The organism is Alloactinosynnema sp. L-07 (assembly GCF_900070365.1).
Classification (GTDB): domain Bacteria; phylum Actinomycetota; class Actinomycetes; order Mycobacteriales; family Pseudonocardiaceae; genus Actinokineospora.
Window position 1 is genome coordinate 3,513,731 of the sequence record NZ_LN850107.1, and the last position, 18,158, is coordinate 3,531,888.

General features: G+C 69.9%; 12 protein-coding genes. 6 read left to right on the forward strand and 6 right to left on the reverse strand.

The window, feature by feature from the left end:
- The first annotated feature begins 212 nt into the window (after nt 1-212).
- The 5 genes from BN1701_RS15330 (at nt 213) to BN1701_RS15350 (ending at nt 6,049) form a co-directional block, all read left to right on the forward strand.
- Nucleotides 213-689, forward strand: a complete 477-nt coding sequence (locus BN1701_RS15330; protein ID WP_054049456.1) for a hypothetical protein — start codon at nt 213-215, stop codon at nt 687-689.
- Between the two features lie 392 nt (nt 690-1,081).
- Entirely contained in the window at nt 1,082-1,594 is a 513-nt protein-coding gene (locus BN1701_RS15335; RefSeq protein ID WP_054049458.1) for a hypothetical protein, read from the forward strand.
- Nucleotides 1,595-1,630: 36 nt separating this feature from the next.
- Nucleotides 1,631-4,132, forward strand: a complete 2,502-nt coding sequence (locus BN1701_RS15340; protein WP_054049459.1) for an RNA helicase — start codon at nt 1,631-1,633, stop codon at nt 4,130-4,132.
- Between the two features lie 94 nt (nt 4,133-4,226).
- Nucleotides 4,227-5,000, forward strand: a complete 774-nt coding sequence (locus BN1701_RS15345) for a hypothetical protein (protein WP_157368002.1) — start codon at nt 4,227-4,229, stop codon at nt 4,998-5,000.
- A 215-nt stretch (nt 5,001-5,215) separates the two neighbouring features.
- Nucleotides 5,216-6,049: an NUDIX hydrolase gene (locus BN1701_RS15350; RefSeq protein WP_054049463.1), complete on the forward strand. Its 834-nt coding sequence runs from the start codon at nt 5,216-5,218 to the stop codon at nt 6,047-6,049.
- Between the two features lie 345 nt (nt 6,050-6,394).
- On the opposite strand, the gene BN1701_RS15355 is transcribed toward BN1701_RS15350, so the two are convergent.
- The 6 genes from BN1701_RS15355 to BN1701_RS15380 form a co-directional block, all read right to left on the reverse strand.
- Nucleotides 6,395-6,799 (reverse strand): hypothetical protein, encoded by a 405-nt coding sequence (locus BN1701_RS15355; protein ID WP_054049465.1) that lies wholly within the window; start codon nt 6,797-6,799, stop codon nt 6,395-6,397.
- The gene (locus BN1701_RS15360) at nt 6,796-11,190 is read right to left on the reverse strand and encodes an RHS repeat-associated core domain-containing protein (RefSeq protein ID WP_054049467.1); all 4,395 of its coding nucleotides are present in this window, start codon (nt 11,188-11,190) and stop codon (nt 6,796-6,798) included. Before BN1701_RS15360 ends, BN1701_RS15355 begins: the two co-directional genes overlap by 4 nt.
- 37 nt (nt 11,191-11,227) lie before the next feature.
- Nucleotides 11,228-11,536, reverse strand: a complete 309-nt coding sequence (locus BN1701_RS15365) for a type VII secretion target (protein ID WP_082859867.1) — start codon at nt 11,534-11,536, stop codon at nt 11,228-11,230.
- A gap of 6 nt (nt 11,537-11,542) precedes the next feature.
- Entirely contained in the window at nt 11,543-11,983 is a 441-nt protein-coding gene (locus BN1701_RS15370) for a YbaB/EbfC family nucleoid-associated protein (RefSeq protein ID WP_054049469.1), read from the reverse strand.
- A 70-nt stretch (nt 11,984-12,053) separates the two neighbouring features.
- Nucleotides 12,054-12,569: a superoxide dismutase gene (locus tag BN1701_RS15375; RefSeq protein ID WP_054055877.1), complete on the reverse strand. Its 516-nt coding sequence runs from the start codon at nt 12,567-12,569 to the stop codon at nt 12,054-12,056.
- 131 nt (nt 12,570-12,700) lie between these two features.
- On the reverse strand, nt 12,701-13,162 hold the full coding sequence (locus BN1701_RS15380; RefSeq protein ID WP_231949605.1) for an FxsA family protein: 462 nt from the start codon (nt 13,160-13,162) through the stop codon (nt 12,701-12,703).
- A 463-nt stretch (nt 13,163-13,625) separates the two neighbouring features.
- Here BN1701_RS15380 and gltB point away from each other — a divergent pair, with 463 nt between their 5' ends.
- Nucleotides 13,626-18,149 (forward strand): glutamate synthase large subunit, encoded by a 4,524-nt coding sequence (gltB, locus tag BN1701_RS15385; protein ID WP_054049471.1) that lies wholly within the window; start codon nt 13,626-13,628, stop codon nt 18,147-18,149.
- Nucleotides 18,150-18,158 lie beyond the last annotated feature (9 nt).

Below are 18,158 nucleotides of genomic sequence, written 5' to 3' on the forward strand. Positions count from 1 at the left end.
TCGGTAACGAGACCTTGGTGAAGCGGCCGCCCCGACCGGGTAAAACCGCAGCTCACCGCCGTTTGGGGGCCCGTTATCAGCGCAAAGTTATAGGTCACTGGGATGGGGTGACCGGTACCACTTTCACTCATCCTGGTGAACGGAAGTCGACGACCGAACCAACCACGCCAGTAGCGGCGCCCCGGCCAGTCGACCTTGAAAGGTGGCTCGCCATGACAGCGGCGGAACTGTCCGACTTGCACGCACTCGAAGGTGGCGCCCAACCCGGCACACTCGCCTTTGAAGTGTCCGACTACCGGACAACCCTTGGCTGGCCGGTCGACGGCGACGCGTTCGGCGCGTACCTCGACCTCGGAGAGCAGGTCGGCGGCCTGCGGATGCGCGCCGGTCTCGGCGCCGAGGTCCAGTGGTGGCTGCGCCTGCGGATGCTCGCGGGCCCGGTGCTCGCGACGCCCGGCAAGCGGACCGAATGGACCTTCCTGACCCAGCCGATGACCGACGAACAGCGCCGCAGGCCCCTGCCGCCCGGCGTGGAGTCGGTGACCGCGCGGGTCCTGCTCCCCACCGGACACATCGACCGCACGGTCGCGCACTGGGCCACGGCGCCGGATCCGGTGCACCCCGCGCTGCCCCTATTCAGCTCGGTGGTCGGCGCGGTGCGGAGCGTTCTGTACGGGCACCGGTTCTAGACAGTCCCCCAGAGCGGTGCGTCTGTTCAGCGCCGCGTCCTGTTTGGGCGGTTCTGCCTGCGATCGGTTGTGCGCCAGTTTGGTGGTGGGGTGCCTGTTTGGGTGGTTCGCCTTGATTTGGGGCCCCTAGAAATGGGCCTGTGCGGGTCAAAAGGCGAGCTCAAGGAACCTCACCCGCACCGCGATTTTAGGCCCATTTCCCCCAAATCAAGGCGAACCACCCAAACAGGCCGTTCCGTTGTGCCCCTTGCGTTCCGTTGCACTGCCGCACCCCAGCGCCCTGCCCCCTGCCCAGCTGAGTGATAGGCACCGGTTCCGGACAGAGCGACTGCGGCACCCAACGGGCGCTGCCCCTGTTCAGCGCGATGGTCCTCTAGGGCATCATCGGCCGTATGGCCGAAGCTCGCGGTTCGATAGCCGGTGCGGTGTTCGCGGTCGCCGCGGCCACGCTGACCGTGGTCGCGGTGTTCGCCCCGCTGCTGGTGGCCGAACTCCGCATCGTCCCGGATGCCCGGTTCTTGGTGACGGTGGCGCCGTGGGGTATCGCGCCTGGCAGCGGCTACCGGCCGCCCGAGGTGCCGATGGACAGCAGACTCCTGATCCTGGCCGCGGTCGCCCTGATCGCCGCGATGGTCGCCGCCGTCGGTGCCGCGCTGCCATGGTCGACCCACCGCGGCCGTCGGTTCGCCGCCGTCCTCGGCGTCGGTGCGTCGGTGATCGTGACCTGCATGGTATTCGCGACCGGCGCCCAGGCGCTCGGCTGGCTGCGCACCTACCCGGCCGCCGACGTCAGCGTCCACTGGCAGCAAGGTGTCATCCTGCTCGGCGGCGCCGTCCTCACCGCGATCATCTCAGCGGTCTGCACAGTCAACGCCGCGCGCGCGGGCGAGGTCGACCCCGCGTAGCGCGCGCCCCAGGGAACCAGGCACGATCGACCCACCATGACGCTGACCTCGCGGCTGCCCGCCACCCCGGAACCCGACGACCTCTTCGACGCCTTCGCCACCTGGGCGGGCGAACAGGGCCTGTCGCTGTATCCGGCGCAGGAAGAGGCCCTGATGGAGATCGTCTCCGGGGCCAACGTCATCCTCAACACCCCCACCGGCTCCGGCAAGAGCCTGGTCGCGGCGGGCGCGCACTTCACCGCGCTGGCCCAAGGCGTGCGCAGCTTCTACACCGCGCCGATCAAGGCGCTGGTGTCGGAGAAGTTCTTCGCGCTGTGTGAGACGTTCGGCGCGGAGAACGTCGGCATGATGACCGGCGATTCCAGCGTCAACGGCAGCGCGCCGATCATCTGCTGCACCGCGGAGATCCTGGCCAACATCGCCCTGCGCGACGGCGCCGACGCCGATGTCGGCCAGGTCGTCATGGACGAGTTCCACTTCTACGCCGAGCCCGACCGCGGCTGGGCGTGGCAGATCCCGCTGCTGGAGTTGCCCAAGGTCCAGTTCGTGCTGATGTCGGCGACCCTGGGCGACGTCAAGCGGTTCGAGGAGGACCTGAGCCGGCGCACCGGCAGGCCCACGGCGGTCGTGACGTCGGCTGAGCGCCCGGTGCCACTGTTCTACTCCTTCGGCATGACCCCGCTGACCGAGGCGCTGGAGGAACTGCTCAGCACCAACCAGTCCCCCGTCTACGTCGTGCACTTCACCCAGGCCGCCGCCCTGGAACGCGCGCAGGCGCTGATGAGCATCAACGTGTGCACGCGCGAGGAGAAGGAGAAGATCGCCGCGCTGATCGGGAACTTCCGGTTCTCCTCCGGATTCGGCAAGACGCTGTCGCGGCTGGTCCGGCACGGCATCGGCGTGCACCACGCCGGGATGCTGCCCAAGTACCGGCGCCTGGTCGAGCGGCTGGCGCAGGCCGGGCTGATGAAGATCGTCTGCGGCACCGACACCCTCGGCGTGGGCATCAACGTCCCGATCCGCACCGTCGTGTTCACCGCACTGTCCAAATACGACGGTGTGAAGACGCGCATCCTCAAGGCCCGCGAGTTCCACCAGATCGCCGGGCGCGCGGGCCGGGCGGGCTACGACACGCTCGGCACGGTGCTGGTGCAGGCCCCCGAGCACGTCATCGACAACGAGAAGTCGCTGGCCAAGCTGGGCGACGACCCGAAGAAGCGGCGCAAGTTCGTCCGCAAGAAGCCGCCGGAGGGCATGGTCTCGTGGGGCGAGCCGACCTTCGAGCGTCTCGTGGCCGCCGAGCCGGAACCGCTGACGTCGAGCTTCCACGTCAGCCACTCGATGCTGCTCAACGTCATCGGCCGCCCAGGCGACGCGTTCACCGCGATGCGCAAGCTGCTGACCGACAACCATGAGGACCGCCCGGCCCAGCGCCGCCACATCCGCCGCGCCATCGCCATCTACCGGGCGCTACTGGCCGCCGGTGTCGTGGAGAAGCTGGACGAGCCCGACGAGCAGGGCCGCAACGTCCGGCTGACCATGGACCTGCAGCTGAACTTCGCCCTCAACCAGCCGCTGTCCCCGTTCGCCCTGGCCGCCATCGAACTGCTCGACCGCGAGTCCCCGAGCTACGCGCTCGACGTGCTGTCCGTTGTGGAGTCCACTTTGGACGACCCGCGGCAGGTGCTTTCGGCCCAGCAGCACAAGGCGCGCGGCGAGGCGGTCGCGGCGATGAAGTCCGAGGGCATCGAGTACGACCAGCGGATGGAACTGCTGGAGAACGTCACCCACCCCAAGCCGTTGGCGGAGCTGCTCAACGCGGCGTTCGAGACCTACCGGCGCGGCCACCCCTGGGTCGGCGACCACCAGCTCTCCCCCAAGGGCGTCGTGCGCGACATGTACGAGCGCGCGATGACGTTCACCGAGTACGTCGCCTTCTACGCGCTGGCCCGCTCCGAGGGGCTGGTCCTGCGCTACCTGGCCGACGCCTACCGCGCGGTCCGCCAGACGGTTCCCGACGAAGCCAAGACCGAGGAGCTGACCGACCTCATCGAGTGGCTCGGCGAGCTGGTCCGCCAGGTCGACTCCAGCCTGCTCGACGAGTGGGAGAAGCTCACCAACCCCGAGACCGGCGAGCTGGAGGAACCGGTCGACGAGGCCCCGCCCGCGGTCACCAAGAACGTGCGCGCCTTCCGCGTGCTCGTCCGCAACGCGCTGTTCCACCGCGTGCAACTGGCCGCCCGCCGCGCCTACCACGACCTTGGCGACCTCGACGGCGACAACGGCTGGGACGCGGGCGCTTGGGAAGACGCCCTGGAGCCGTATTTCGAGGCGCACAGCCAGATCGGCATCGGCCCCAACGCCCGCGGCCCGGCACTGCTGATCATCGAGACGGAACCGGAACGCTGGCTGGTGCGCCAGATCTTCGACGACCCAGCGGGTGACCACGACTGGGGCTTCACCGCGGAAATCGACCTGGCGGCGTCGGACGAGGCAGGCACGGCGGTCCTCTACATCACCGAGGTCGGCGAACTCTGAGAGGCGGGGCGCGGGGCTGACGGCAAGGATGCGGCGATGCTCGAACCCTGCTTGATCAACAACGACAGCGTCGAACTCTGAGAGGCGGGCACGGGTGGCTGGCGGCAGGGTGCGGCGATTACTGGTCCGCTTGATCAACGACGACAACGTCGATCTCTACATCCTGGCCACGGTGGCCATCCTGTTCACCATCCTCGGCGCCGCCGGGATCTCCGACGTCAAGACGCTGTCGTCGGTGGTCCTCGGCCTGCTGGCGTGGCTGGCGCTGTCGCAGATCAAGTCCCGGCGCCAACTCGACCAGCTCTCGGGAGCCCAGCGGCCCAACCCGTCGGCCCTGCTCCAGCCCGAGTTCCCACCCGACCTGATCGCCCGCCGCGCGGCGTCGTTCGACATCCTGCTCATCGGGCTCACCATGACCAGAACCGTGCAGGGCATGCGCAGCGACTTCCCGGCCATCCTCACCGCGGGCGGCCGGATCCGAGTGCTGGTGCTCGACCCCGACGACGACGCGCTCATGGCGACCGCCGACCGCCGCATGGCCCACAGCCTGGGCGCCGGGCGGGTCCGACAGCGCATCCTCACCACGCTGGACGACATGACGGCCCTGCGTGCCCGGATGGAGGGGCGGCTGGAGGTCCGGGTGCTGTCGATCATCCCCTCGGCCGGGTTCAACTGCCTGGACGTGACCAGCCCACGCGGGTTCGTCTGCGTGCAGCACTACGAGTTCCAGCCGACCGCCGACGCGGGCCCGATCATCACGCTCGAACCCAAGGACGGCCGCTGGTTCCAGCATTATGTCGCCGAGGCCGAGCGCATGTGGGAGGCCGCGAAGCCGTGGTCTCAGCTCGACCAGCCCGTGGCCCGCTAGTACCTGCCGTCGCACCGTTCGACTTGGCATGCCCCATCGCGGCACGCTGAGCGATTGTCCGACAATCCCCTCATTGAACAATCCTCTTGTTGAACGATTTTCGAACTCCCTGACGCTGACCTACACGAACCGAACACCGCGGGTTGCCCGCTCCCCCTCGGATCCCCGGCCAGGTACCGTCCACTGCCAGAACCCTCGTCGACCCCCGGAGATCCATGCCACGCGGAGACGGTGACCGAGTCGTGCGCTGCGCACGCGGGCACCTGCACTGGGGCCGCTTCGGAGCGGCCGGGTTGCTGGCCGTGCACGGCGAGCACGTACTCCTGCAGCACCGCGCCTGGTGGACGCCCGGCGGCAACACGTGGGCGCTGTTCGGCGGCGCCCGCGACAGCCATGAGGACACGATCACCGGCGCACTGCGCGAGACCAGCGAGGAGAGCACCCTCGACACCGGCCTCGTGCGCCCGTTCGGCGTCGTCCGGGACGACCACGGCAAGTGGGCCTACGACACCGTGTTCGGCTCGATCGACACAATGCCCACCGTCCGCGCGGCGTCGCGCGAGACCCGTGACGCCGCCTGGATCCACGTCGACGAGGTTGCCTCGCTCGCGCTCTACGAGCCGTTCGCGAAGGCGTGGCCGATCCTGCGCACGGGCCTGCGCCACCCGGTGCTGATCATCGATGCCGCCAACGTGGTGGGCGCCCGCGCCGACGGCTGGTGGAAGGACCGAGCGGGCGCCGCGACCCGGTTGCGCGATGAGGTCGCCGCCCTGGCGGCCGCGGGCCTGCCAGGCATCTCCCCGTTCGACACCGCCTACCCGGAAACCCTGTTGATCGTGGAGGGCGCGGCCCGCGGTATCGATTCGGTCGACGCGGTGACTGTGGTCGATGCCCCGGGCAGCGGCGACGACACGATCGTCGAGATGGTGCGCGGCAGGCTCGACGTGCCCTGTCTGGTCATCACCGCCGACCGCGAACTGCGCCGCCGCTGCGAGAAGGCGGGCGCCCAGGTTCGGGGCCCGAAATGGCTGCTCGACCTGCTCGCCTGAGCCGGCTGACGAGCGACGTGACTGGTCCGCCGGTATTTGTTGGTTCAGTCCACTAGGAACTCCTGGAACTCTGGAATCGGTCGAAGATGGCCACCGTCGGGACCTGGCGTTCCCCGAGGCCCTGATCGTGGTCGAGGCGCTGCCCACGGCATCGACTCGATCCCGGGCGTCACGGTCGTCGACGCCCCGGGCGGCGGCGACACGATCGTCCAGATGGCCAAGACACGGCTCGACGTCCCCTGCCCAGTCGTCACCGCCAACCGCCAACTACGCCAACGCTGAGAGAAAGCGGGCGCGCAGGTCACCGGCCCGAAGTGGCTGCTGAACCAACTCGCCTGGCGCTGCTCAGCCGACCGGCGCGTCCAAGTCGACGGTGATCGTGATCCCCGAGGTCGAGGTCGCGGTGAGGCTCGTGCCGGTCACGGTCAGCCCGTCGAACGGGTTGCACTCCGACAGGTAGCAGACCCAGACAAGTTCGCGGTCCGCGTCCAGCCGGGCGAAGAACCCTTCGGAGCCGTGGGATCCCTCCCCCGCGCACACGAACCCCGCCGGCGCCGGAACCGTGCGAGTGACATCAATCGACGTCACCCAGTCCGGGTCCTCGGCCAGCACCTGCGCCAAGTCCAGTTCCTCGACGACCGCCAGCGACGTGCCCTCCACGTCGACCGCGTAGGACCGACCGTCGGCGAAGAAGACGCCGTCCTCGATCGGGAGCCGACCGGCTCGCCACAGGGTTTGGATCTCGGTCATCGCCTTCTCCGTCGTCGGCCGCCGCCACAGCCAGGGGGCGTGGCGGTGGGCCGTTCACTCAAGCCCGTGTTGGGCACCGGTTCGCCGTTGAGCCGGTTGCGTGGGTCGCGGAATCGTTCCTGGAACTTCTCCGCCCAGGTCTTGCCGGTGGACGAATCCGGGTGCGGCGCGTTCGGGTCGACGCGCTGCACACAGACCGGGACGCCCGCCTCGCGAGCCGCGTCGAGGCGACGGTTGTCGTAGCTGACCAGTTGGCCGTCGACCTCCATCACATGGACCGGCGACCGGTCCCATTCCCACTGGCCGTTGCGCATCGCGTCGGCGTAGTCGTTCTCGGTGACGGTGCGCTGGGAGAAGTTGATGTCGTTGGGGTCGAGGAACTCGATATCGCCGGACTCGGTCAGGCCGAGCGCGTCGGTCCAGCCGGTCGGGTTGTGCACATACCCGTGCGGCGACGGGCCGCCGAGCAGGCCAAGCGGGTCGGGGCTGGTGTAGCGGGCGGCGACCGGGTCGTAGTAGCGCAGGTAGTTGTAGTGCAGGCCGGTCTCGGCGTCGAAGTACTGGCCGGGGAACCGCAGCGGCGTGTCCGCCCGCTGGGTCAGCGCGCCGAGCGCCTGGCCCCACAGCGTCGACTCCTGCCGCCACGCGGGGTCGCCCTGGTCGTCCAGCAGTTCGCTCGGGGTGCCGACGATGTCGGTCACGATCGCATAGAACCGCTGGTCGACCCAGTCCTGCCCGGACGGCACGCGCTCGGTCTGGGTGAGCGGCCGGAAGCTCGCGGGGTCGAACTCCCAGGTGGTCGTCCGGCCCGCCGAGTGGGTCTGCTCGACCATGACCGAGCCGTCCCACGCGAAGTCGACGCGCTCGGCCACCGACCCGTCCGGCGCCAGGCGCAGCTTCGCGATCCGGCGGCCCAACGGGTCGTAGCGGTAGGACCAGCGTGACCCGTCCGGGGTGATCACCGCGATCAGCCTGTCGTCGGCGTCCCACTGGTAGCGCCAGGTGTCGGGCTTGCGCGACAGGCGCTTGCGCTGACGCAACACCACGCGGCCCTGCGCGTCGTGCTCGTAGCGGGCATCGCCCGCAGTGCGCACCAGCGTGCCGCCGTACTCGGTGTCCGGCGCGGCGACGTTGCCCCCGGCGTCGTAGGCGTACTGCTCGCGCCAGCCCGCGCCCTCGACGCCGGTCACCCGGCCCATCGGGTCGAGTTGGTAGCGGCGCGAACGGCCGAGTTGGTCGTCCACGGCGGTGAGGTGGTCATCGGGCTGGTAGTGATAGCCGCGCCGCCGCGGGTCCCGGCCCTCGGCCCGCGTCGACTGCGAGACCAGCCGGTGGTTGGCGTCCCATGCCTGGTCGAGCACCGCGCCGTTGCCCAGGGACCGGCTGATCTCGTGACCGGCCTGGTCGTAGTCGAACGACATCGACCGCTCGCCGACGGTCAGGCGCACCGGCCGTGATCCCTCGTCGTAGCCCCACGTGCTCTCCGCGCCGGTCGGCGTCCGCCTACGCACCCGGCGGCCGAGCGGGTCGTAGCCGGAGTTGACCGTCCGGCCGTTGACCGACTCGGCGAGCACCCGGCCGAGCGGGTCGCGGGTGTAGACCAGGTCGGCGTCGGCGTTGCGCGCCCGGCGCACCCGGCCCACCAGGTCGTACTCGATCGTGGTGACCTGCTCGCCGGACCGCCGCTCGACGATCTTGCCGAGCGCGTCGCGCGCGAACGTGGTGGCCTGCCCAGCGCCGTTGACCCGGCCGACCAGCCTGCCCGCGGCGTCGTGCTGGTAGGTCAGTACGCGGCCGTTGAAGTCGGTCTCCCGCACCAGGTTCCCGGCCGCGTCGTACTCGTAGCGCCACACCAGGCCCTGCGCGTTGGTGACCGAGGTCAGCCGCAGCGTCGGGTCGTAGCCGAAGGCCAGCCGGGTGCCGTCGGGCCGGACCTCGGCGGCGGGCAGGTTGAAGTGGGTGGTCTGGGTGCGGGTGACCCGGCCCATCGGGTCGACGTGCTCGAAGGCGTTGCCCTCGGCGTCGTAGCGCCAGCGCTCGGTGGCGCCGTCGGGCCGGGTGCGGGCGAGCATCCTGCCCTCAACCGTCCACGAGTACTGGACGCGGCCGCCGAGCGGGTCGGTGATCACCGCGGCACGGCCGAAGGCGTCGCGGGTGTAGCGGGTGGTGGCGCCGGTCGGGTCGGTGACCGCGAGCGGGATGCCCGCCGCGTTGGTCTCGATCCGCCGGACACCGCCTAGGGCGTCGGTCACCGCGACCCGGTGTCCACGTTCGTCGTGCTCGTAGCGGTTGACCGCGCCCGTCGGGTCGGTCTCGGCGACGAGGTTGCCCCGCTCGTCGAACTCCTGGCGCCACACCGCACCGTCCGGGCCGACGAACGCGACGACCTGGCCGTACGTGTCGTACTCGGCGAGCGCCTGCACACCGTCGGGGCGGGTGGTGGCGACGAGGTTGCCCGCGTCGTCGTAGGTGAACTTCGTCGTGTTGCCGAGCGCGTCGGTGCGCGCGACAAGCCGGTCGGCGTCGTCCCACTGCTGGGTGACGGTGTGCCCCAACGCGTCGGTCTCGGCGATGACCTTGCGGTTCTCGCCGAACCGGTACGTCGTGGCGTTGCCGAGCGCGTCGGTGAACCTGGTGGTGTCGTCGCCGTAGATGAAGGTGCCGTTGAGGAACCCGCCGGAGCCCTCATTGGCCACACAGCGGCCTTGGGCGTCGTAGAGGTAGCGGTACCACTCGCCGTTTCGGTCGGTCCACTGCGTGATCCGGCCCGCGTGGTCGTAGTCGAACCGCAACGGCCGGTCGGAGGAGTTGACGACCTCGGTCAATCGGCCGTTGTCGTCGTGCCGGTAGCGAATGACCGGGACGTGGCCGCCGTCGACCCGCATGCGCAGCTCGGTGATCCGGCCGCGCTCGCTGAGCGCGTCGAGGTGGTAGCCGCCGCTGTGGCGAACTCCGGTGAGGTTGCCCGCGACGTCGCGGGCGAAGTCGATCCGGTTGGCGTTGCGGTCGACGATCGCGGCGAGGTGGCTGACCTTGTCGGCCGCCGGGAAGTGCAGCGACTGTCCCGTGCCCCGGGGCTCGATGACGAAGCCGTTCTCCGTGCGGGACAACGGCCAGCGCGGACCGACCTCGGGCAGCACCGAGCCTTCGGCGGGTAGCCGCGGATAGACCAGGACCATCCCGTCCTCGGCCAGGAACACCACGCCGCGTGGGTCGAACTCCAGCCGCTGGTCCACTGTGGACGCCCACGACGAGCCGAACGACCGGCCCGCGCGGTAGGACGAGACATGGGTCCGGCGCAGAACCAGCGGGAGGACCCCAGGCAGGTCGACGTCGATGTTCGCGAGGACCATGTCACCGCTTACGACGTCGATCGGGTCGTTCTCGCAGACCCGGTCGGTCTCGGGGGTCTTGGTGTCGTTGGGGTCGGTGGGCCGGTTCGGGCTGTCGGTCGAGTTCGGCGACGTCCCGTTCGGCGCGGTCGAGCCCGACGGATTCGTTGTGCCGGAAGGGTTTGTGCCATCGGGCGACGTGCTCGACGGGCTGGTCGGCGCGTCGGGGTCGCGGACGGTGGGGGTGTCGGCCTTGGGGGTGTTCGGGGTGCTCGACGGGCTGGTGCCTGGGCCGCCGTCGGTGCGGCGGCCGAGCTTGCCCAGCTTCTCCATGATCTCGCCGAGCTTGTCGATCACCTTGCGGATGCGCGGGGTGACGTTGCCGATGGTCTTGACCAGCTTGCGGACCAGGTCGGCGATGCGGTTGGTGACCTTGGCGATGGTCGAGGTGGCCTGGGCGACGATCAGCGGCGTGGCCAGACCCAGGGTGGCCACCGCCTCCAGCGCCCACGTGATCAGCTTGCCGACGACCTCGGCGACGAGGTCGCGGATCAGCTCACGGACCGCGGCGACGACCTCACCCATGATCATGACGCCCGCGCCGATGCCGTCGGCCAGCGCGCCCGCGCCGGAGATGGCGTCGGCGGTCTCGGCGGCGTTGCCGCGGTAGGCGTCGGCGGCCGGGCCCTGCCAGCCGGGGGTGCCGGTGGTGGCCTCCGTGCCGAGGTCACCGGCGACCTTGCCGACCTCGGCGGCGATGTTGGCCCAGGTCTCGCTGAAGGAGCGGATGACCGGCGGGTCGCCCGCGAACCAGTCCAGCGCCTCCTTGAGCGGCTCGACGTGCTCGATCAGCCACGACACGCCGTAGGAGGCTACGGTGCCGATCGGGTCGATGACCATGGAGAGCACTTCCAGGCCGACCCCGACCGCGCCGAGTCCGGCCTCGACCCAGTCGCCGTTGCTGACGCCGTCGGCCAGACCTTGCGCTGACTCGGCGATCCCGATGCCGGTGAACGCCGTCGTGTCGCTCTTGGGGGCGGCGATGAGCGGATTGGTCATCGCGCCACAACCCGAGAGCCGGCCATGCGCAGACTGGTCATCGCGCCATCCCGTCGAAGCGGGCCGACTCGGCGGTCTCGTTGGCGTCGTAGGCCCGCGAGGTCTCCTTGATCTTGGCCGCGCCCTCGGCGACGGTCTCCACGGCCTTGGTGAGCGCCTGGACGCCCAGCTCCTCGAACGGCTGGAGCAGCATCGCGAACGGTTGGCACACGACGCCGTAGGCGGAGTCGTTCATGGCCACCGACCGCGCGGCGTCGGCGGCGGTGCTCAGGCGGTCGGCCAAGCCGTCGACCCGGCCCGCCATCGCGTCGAGTTCCCCCGTGAGGACACCGTATCCGCTAGGCACGGCCGATCACCTCAAGAAGGTTTCGTCGCTGAAGTCCCCGTCATCGGGACCCCGCCGCCGCGGCGCGGGCGGATCGTCGGGCTCGGCGCTGGGGAAGTTGCGCTCAGCCTCGGCGAGGATGTGCCGGGTGGCCGCGGTGTCCCCGACCGTGTCACCCATGATCCGGGCGAGTTCGGCCGGGTACCGCGCCTGTGCCTTGCGCATCGCGTCGAGGACCGCGCCCGCGATCTGCTCGGGTCGCAGCCGGGAAACCGCGTCGGTCATCGTGACGTCCGAGGGGATGCCGTTGTGCCCGATGGTGACGCTGACGGCGCCGTTGGCCGCGGACTCGGTGATCGAGACCCGCTCGACCTCCTGCCGCATGTTCTCGTAGCGCTCCGCCTTCTCGACGGCGTCGCGCTCCCACTCGTCGACGAGCCGCTGGACGTTGGCCAAGGGGTCGGTCATCGCGGCTCTCCCGTGCGGTCGACGTTCAGACCAACATAGGAGGGATCTTCACGTGTTGTCCGCCGATTGATCAGAATTCCTTGTTGAGACACCCGAGCCGAGGCCCGGCGGTGCCGTCGGAGTGGGTGTGGTGATCGTGGATGATCAGCGACTTGGCGGGCCTGCCGCCGAACCGCCACTGGTTGACCGACACCGCGACGGCCGAACCGCGGGCGTCGGTGGTGAAGTCGAGCCACACCTCATTGCGCGGGTTGGCGTAGGCCGGGTCGAGGGAGGGCTGGACCGGGTCGGGCACGTTCTGGAAGTGCGGCCCGGCGTCGGCGGGCAGCGGGCCGCATGGCTTGACGTGCACGTGCGCGCCGTAGTGGCGGTTGGGGAGCAGGCCGTGGACCAGGAGCAGGACGGCGGTCCCCCGGCCGGTGGAGAACCGGATGGCGGTGGCCCGGGAGCCGACCGGGACCTTCACCTGGTCGTAGGTGACCGCCTTCGCGTCCGGGCTGTAGGGCTCGAAGGTGCCGGAGGGGGTCGCGCTCGCGGGCGTCGCGAGGGCGAACAGGGCGAGAAGTGCTACGGCGAGTACGCGCATGACCACGAATCTTGGCCATCAACCGTCCAATGGCGCAATGCCTCTAGACCAATCAGACACGGTGACGCAGGTCACTCATTGTCTCGACAGGCGACGGGAGCACATGCTCGGCCGGAACTCGCCGCTGCGGGTCACTCGCCTTCGCGGCGGCTTTCGGGGATGACGATGGTGGGCTGCGGGCGGTCGTCGGGGTCGACGACAAACGAGTCCACGACGATCGTGTGCCGCTGCCGGTTCGCCACCGCGATCTCCGCTCGCCGAGTGACCCAGCGGCGGATGACCGCGCGGGTCGGGGGCAGCAAGAGCAGGATCGCGAGCACGTCGCTGATAAAGCCCGGGAGGATCACCAGGAAGCCCGCTCCCGCGATCAGCATGCCGTCGACCAACTCGCGCTCCGGGGCGCGGCGGGCGAAGACCGCATCTTGCAGAGCGGCAAATGCTTTCGTGCCCTCGCGGCGCAGCAAAGCGCCGCCGAGGACGGTCGCGGCGATGAGCAGGAGGATGGTGGGCAGGATGCCGATGAGGTTGCCGACCGTCACCATCACGGTGATCTCGGCGACCACGGCGAGCAGCAGGACCAACAGGACCGGCACCGCGGTTCCTTTCCGTAAGGAAATTCGAGCAAGTATCTGTCCAACGTCTCAGCTGCCCGAAACGTCCCCGAAACACCAAAAGCCCAGGTCAGAGCTATGATGGCGGCTGAGACCCGGCGTCAAGGGCACGTGGTGTTCACCACGAGCGCCGTTCGGCGTATCCCGATAACGCCGAGTTCACACTATTGTCATGGAAAGTCCCGGATGACCCTGGGGCTCAACGCGCGACATCGGCGTCCACACCGGACCAGACCGCTGCGCGCGAGGCCGCACGACGAGGTGCGCTGCCACTCCGCACGATGAGGTGCGCTCAACCGCCCAAGCCCGGGCATCTTTCCGCACGTCGCCACACAGGACGCGACGCACGCCGGGCCGAGTCGACGGTGAAAGTGCCCATTGCGGCTTTCCCCTGGTCACTCGGCGCGCCCGTGTGCGCTCCAGAGCAAAGGGAGGGCCGCTTCGCATGACGACCCGCCAAGACCCGCGCATCGGGGGTCTTTACGACGAGAACTATGAGCACGACGCCTGTGGTGTCGCGTTCGTGGCCGATCTCGCCGGTCGCAGAGACCACGGCATCGTCGCCAAAGCTCTCGTCGCCCTGCGCAATCTGGAGCACCGAGGGGCCAGAGGCGCCGAGCCGGACACCGGTGACGGCGCGGGCATCCTGATCCAGGTGCCCGACGAGTTCTTCCGCGCGGTCGTCGACTTCCCCCTGCCAGAGCACTACGCCGTGGGCACCGCCTTCCTGCCGGTCGACGAGACCGCGCGCGCCGAGGCCGTGGCCGCCATCGAGCGGGTCGCCGCCGAAGAGGGCGCCGTCGTGCTGGGCTGGCGCGAGCTGCCGGTCGAGCCAGAGCACGCGGGCGCCACCGCCGCGTCGGTCATGCCGCATTTCGTCCAGCTGTTCATCGCCGCCGCCGACGGGGTGTCCGGGCTGCCGTTGGAGCGCCTCGCGTTCTGCGTGCGCAAGCGGGCCGAGCATGACGCAGCTGGGGAGAACGGGGTCTATTTCGCCTCTTTGTCCTCGCGCACGATCGTCTACAAGGGAATGCTCACCGAGCCACAGGTCGGCCTCTTCTTCACCGACCTGCGCGACGAGCGGGTCACCAGCTCGATCGGCCTGGTGCACTCCCGCTTCTCCACCAACACGTTCCCGTCCTGGCCGCTGGCGCACCCGTACCGGTACATCGCGCACAACGGTGAGATCAACACCCTGCGCGGCAACCGGGCGTGGATGGACGCCCGCGAGTCGATGCTGGCCAGCGACCTGATCCCGGGCGACCTCAAGCGGATCTTCCCGGTCATCACCCGCGGGGCCAGCGACTCGGCGTCCTTCGACGAGGTGCTGGAGCTGCTGCACCTGGGCGGCCGCAGCCTCCCGCACGCCGTGCTGATGATGATCCCCGAGGCGTGGGAGAACCACACCGAGATGGACCCGGCCCGCCGGGCGTTCTACGAGTTCCACTCGACGCTGATGGAGCCGTGGGACGGCCCCGCGCTGGTCTCGTTCACCGACGGCACCCAGATCGGCGCGGTGCTCGACCGCAACGGCCTGCGCCCGGCGCGCTTCTGCGTGACCGAGGATGGGCTGGTGCTGCTGGCCTCCGAGATGGGCGTCCTGGACATCGACCCGACCACGATCGTCCGCAAGGGACGCCTGGAGCCGGGCAAGATGTTCCTGGTCGACACCGCCGCGGGCCGCATCGTCGACGACGAGGAGATCAAGGGCGCGCTGGCCGCCGAGCACCCCTACGCCGAGTGGGTCGCCGCAGGCCTGACCCCGCTGGACTCGCTGCCAGAGCGCGAGCGCGAGATCCCCACGCACGCCTCCCTGGTGCGCCGCCAGCAGGCCTTCGGCTACACCGAGGAAGAGCTGGCGATCCTGTTGCAGCCGATGGCCCGCACCGGCGCGGAGCCGATCGGCTCGATGGGCAACGACGCCCCGCTGGCCCCGCTGTCGACCCACCAGCGTCCGCTGTTCGACTACTTCAGCCAGCTGTTCGCCCAGGTCACCAACCCGCCGCTGGACGCTATCCGCGAGGAGCTGGTGACCTCGTTGGGCGCGCAGCTCGGCGCCGAGCCCAACCTGCTGGAGACCGGCGCGGACTCGTGCCGCCGGATCACGCTGCCGTTCCCGGTGCTGGACAACGACGAGCTGGCCAAGATCGTCCACGTCAACGACGACGGCGACCGGCCCGAGTACCAGTCGGTCACCATCCACGGTCTCTACGACGTGCGCGGCGGCGGTGACGCGTTGCGTGAGCAGCTCGACGAGATCCGCGCCGAGGTGTCGTGGGCGATCAAGAACGGCGCCAGGGTGGTCGTGCTGTCCGACCGCGGCGTCAACGAGAACCAGGCCCCGATCCCGTCGCTGCTCCTGGTCGGCGCGGTGCACCAGCACCTGGTGCGGGAGAAGACCCGGACCCAGGTCAGCCTGCTGGTCGAGTCCGGCGACGCCCGCGAGGTGCACCACATCGCGCTGCTGATCGGCTACGGCGCCGCGGCGGTCAACCCGTACCTGGCGATGGCCACCGTCGAGGAGCTGGCCGAGCAGGGTCTGATCCCGGGTGTGGACGCCAGGCAGGCCACCCGGAACCTGATCAAGGCGCTGGGCAAGGGCGTGCGCAAGACCATGTCCAAGATGGGTGTGTCCACTGTGGCCTCCTACACCGGCGCGCAGATCTTCGAGGCGCTGGGCCTTGGCGCCGAGGTGATCGACGCGTGCTTCACCGGGACCACGTCCCGGCTGGGCGGCGTCGGCTTCGACGTGCTGGCCGCCGAGGTGGCCCAGCGGCACGAGGGCGCGTTCCCGGTCGACGGTGTGCGGCCCAGCCACCGCGACCTCGGGGTCGGCGGCGACTACCAGTGGCGGCGCGAGGGCGAACCGCACCTGTTCAACCCGCAGACGGTGTTCAAGCTGCAGCACTCCACCCGCGCGGGCAAGTACGAGGTCTTCAAGGAGTACACCCGCGCGGTCGACGACCAGTCGGCGTCGCTGAAGACGCTGCGCGGCCTGTTCGCCTTCAAGCAGGGCGTGCGCCCGCCGGTGCCGATCGAGGAGGTCGAGCCGGTCGAGTCGATCGTCAAGCGGTTCGGCACTGGCGCGATCTCCTACGGCTCGATCTCCCAGGAGATGCACGAGACGCTGGCGATCGCCATGAACCAGCTGGGCGCCAAGTCCAACACCGGCGAGGGCGGCGAGGACTCGGACCGCCTCTACGACCCGAAGCGTCGTTCGGCGATCAAGCAGGTGGCGTCCGGCCGGTTCGGCGTGACCAGCGAGTACCTGGTCAACGCCGACGACATCCAGATCAAGATGGCCCAGGGCGCCAAGCCGGGCGAGGGCGGTCAGCTGCCGGGTACGAAGGTGTACCCGTGGATCGCCAAGACCCGGCACTCGACGCCCGGCGTCGGCCTGATCTCGCCGCCGCCGCACCACGACATCTACTCGATCGAAGACCTGGCGCAGCTCATCCACGACCTGAAGAACGCCAACCCGGCCGCCCGCATCCACGTGAAGCTGGTGTCCGAGGTCGGCGTCGGCACGGTCGCGGCGGGCGTGTCCAAGGCGCACGCCGACGTCGTGCTGATCTCCGGCCACGACGGCGGCACGGGCGCCTCTCCCCTGTCGTCGATCAAGCACGCGGGCGGTCCGTGGGAGCTCGGCCTGGCCGAGACCCAGCAGACGCTGCTGGCCAACCGGCTGCGCGACCGGATCGTCGTGCAGACCGACGGCCAGCTCAAGACCGGCCGTGACGTCATGGTCGCCGCGCTGCTCGGCGCCGAGGAATTCGGCTTCGCGACGGCGCCGCTGGTGGTGTCGGGCTGCATCATGATGCGCGTCTGCCATCTGGACACCTGTCCGGTCGGCGTCGCCACGCAGAACCCGGTGCTGCGCGAGCGGTTCAGCGGCAAGGCCGAGTACGTGGTCAACTTCTTCCAGTTCATCGCCGAGGAGGTGCGGGAGTACCTGGCGGAGCTGGGCTTCCGCTCGCTGGAGGAGGCCGTCGGCCACGCCGAGCTGCTCGACATGCGCGACGCGGTCGACCACTGGAAGGCCTCGGGGCTCGACCTGACCCCGATCTTCCACGTGCCCGACCTGGCGCCGCGCGCGGCCCGGCACTGTGTGACCACCCAGGACCACGGCCTGGAGAAGGCGCTGGACAACACGCTGATCCAGCTCGCCGAGGGCGCGCTGAACTCCGGCGACCACGTGCGGCTGGAGCTGCCCGTGCGCAACGTCAACCGGACCGTGGGCACCATGCTCGGCTCCGAGGTGACCAAGCGCTGGGGCGGCGAGGGCCTGCCGGACGACACCATCGACGTGACCTTCACCGGCACCGCGGGCCAGTCGTTCGGCGCGTTCATCCCACGCGGCATCACGCTGCGGCTGGTCGGCGACGGCAACGACTACGTCGGCAAGGGCCTGTCCGGCGGGCGGATCACCGTCCGGCCGCACCCCGGCTCGCAGTACACCGCCGAACAGCATGTCATCGCGGGCAATGTCATCGGCTACGGCGCCACGGGCGGGGAGATCTTCCTGCGCGGCAAGGTCGGTGAGCGGTTCTGCGTGCGCAACTCGGGCGCGCTGGCGGTCGTCGAGGGCGTCGGCGACCACGGCTGCGAGTACATGACCGGCGGCCGCGTGGTCGTGCTCGGGCCGACCGGGCGCAACTTCGCGGCGGGCATGTCCGGCGGCATCGCCTACGCGCTGGACCTGAACGCGCAGCGGGTCAACCCGGAGATGGTGGACCTGGACCCGCTGTCCATTGAGGACAACGACTTCCTGCGCGAGGCCGTCGCGAAGCACCTGGCCGAGACGGAGTCCGCGGTCGCGCGGGCCCTGCTGGCCGACTGGGACAACGCTGTCCGCCGCTTCACCAAGGTCATGCCGAAGGACTACAAGCGCGTGCTGGCCGCGCGTGCCGCCGCCGAGCGCGACGGCCGCGACATCGACAAGGCGATCATGGAGGCCGCACATGGCTGACCCCAAAGG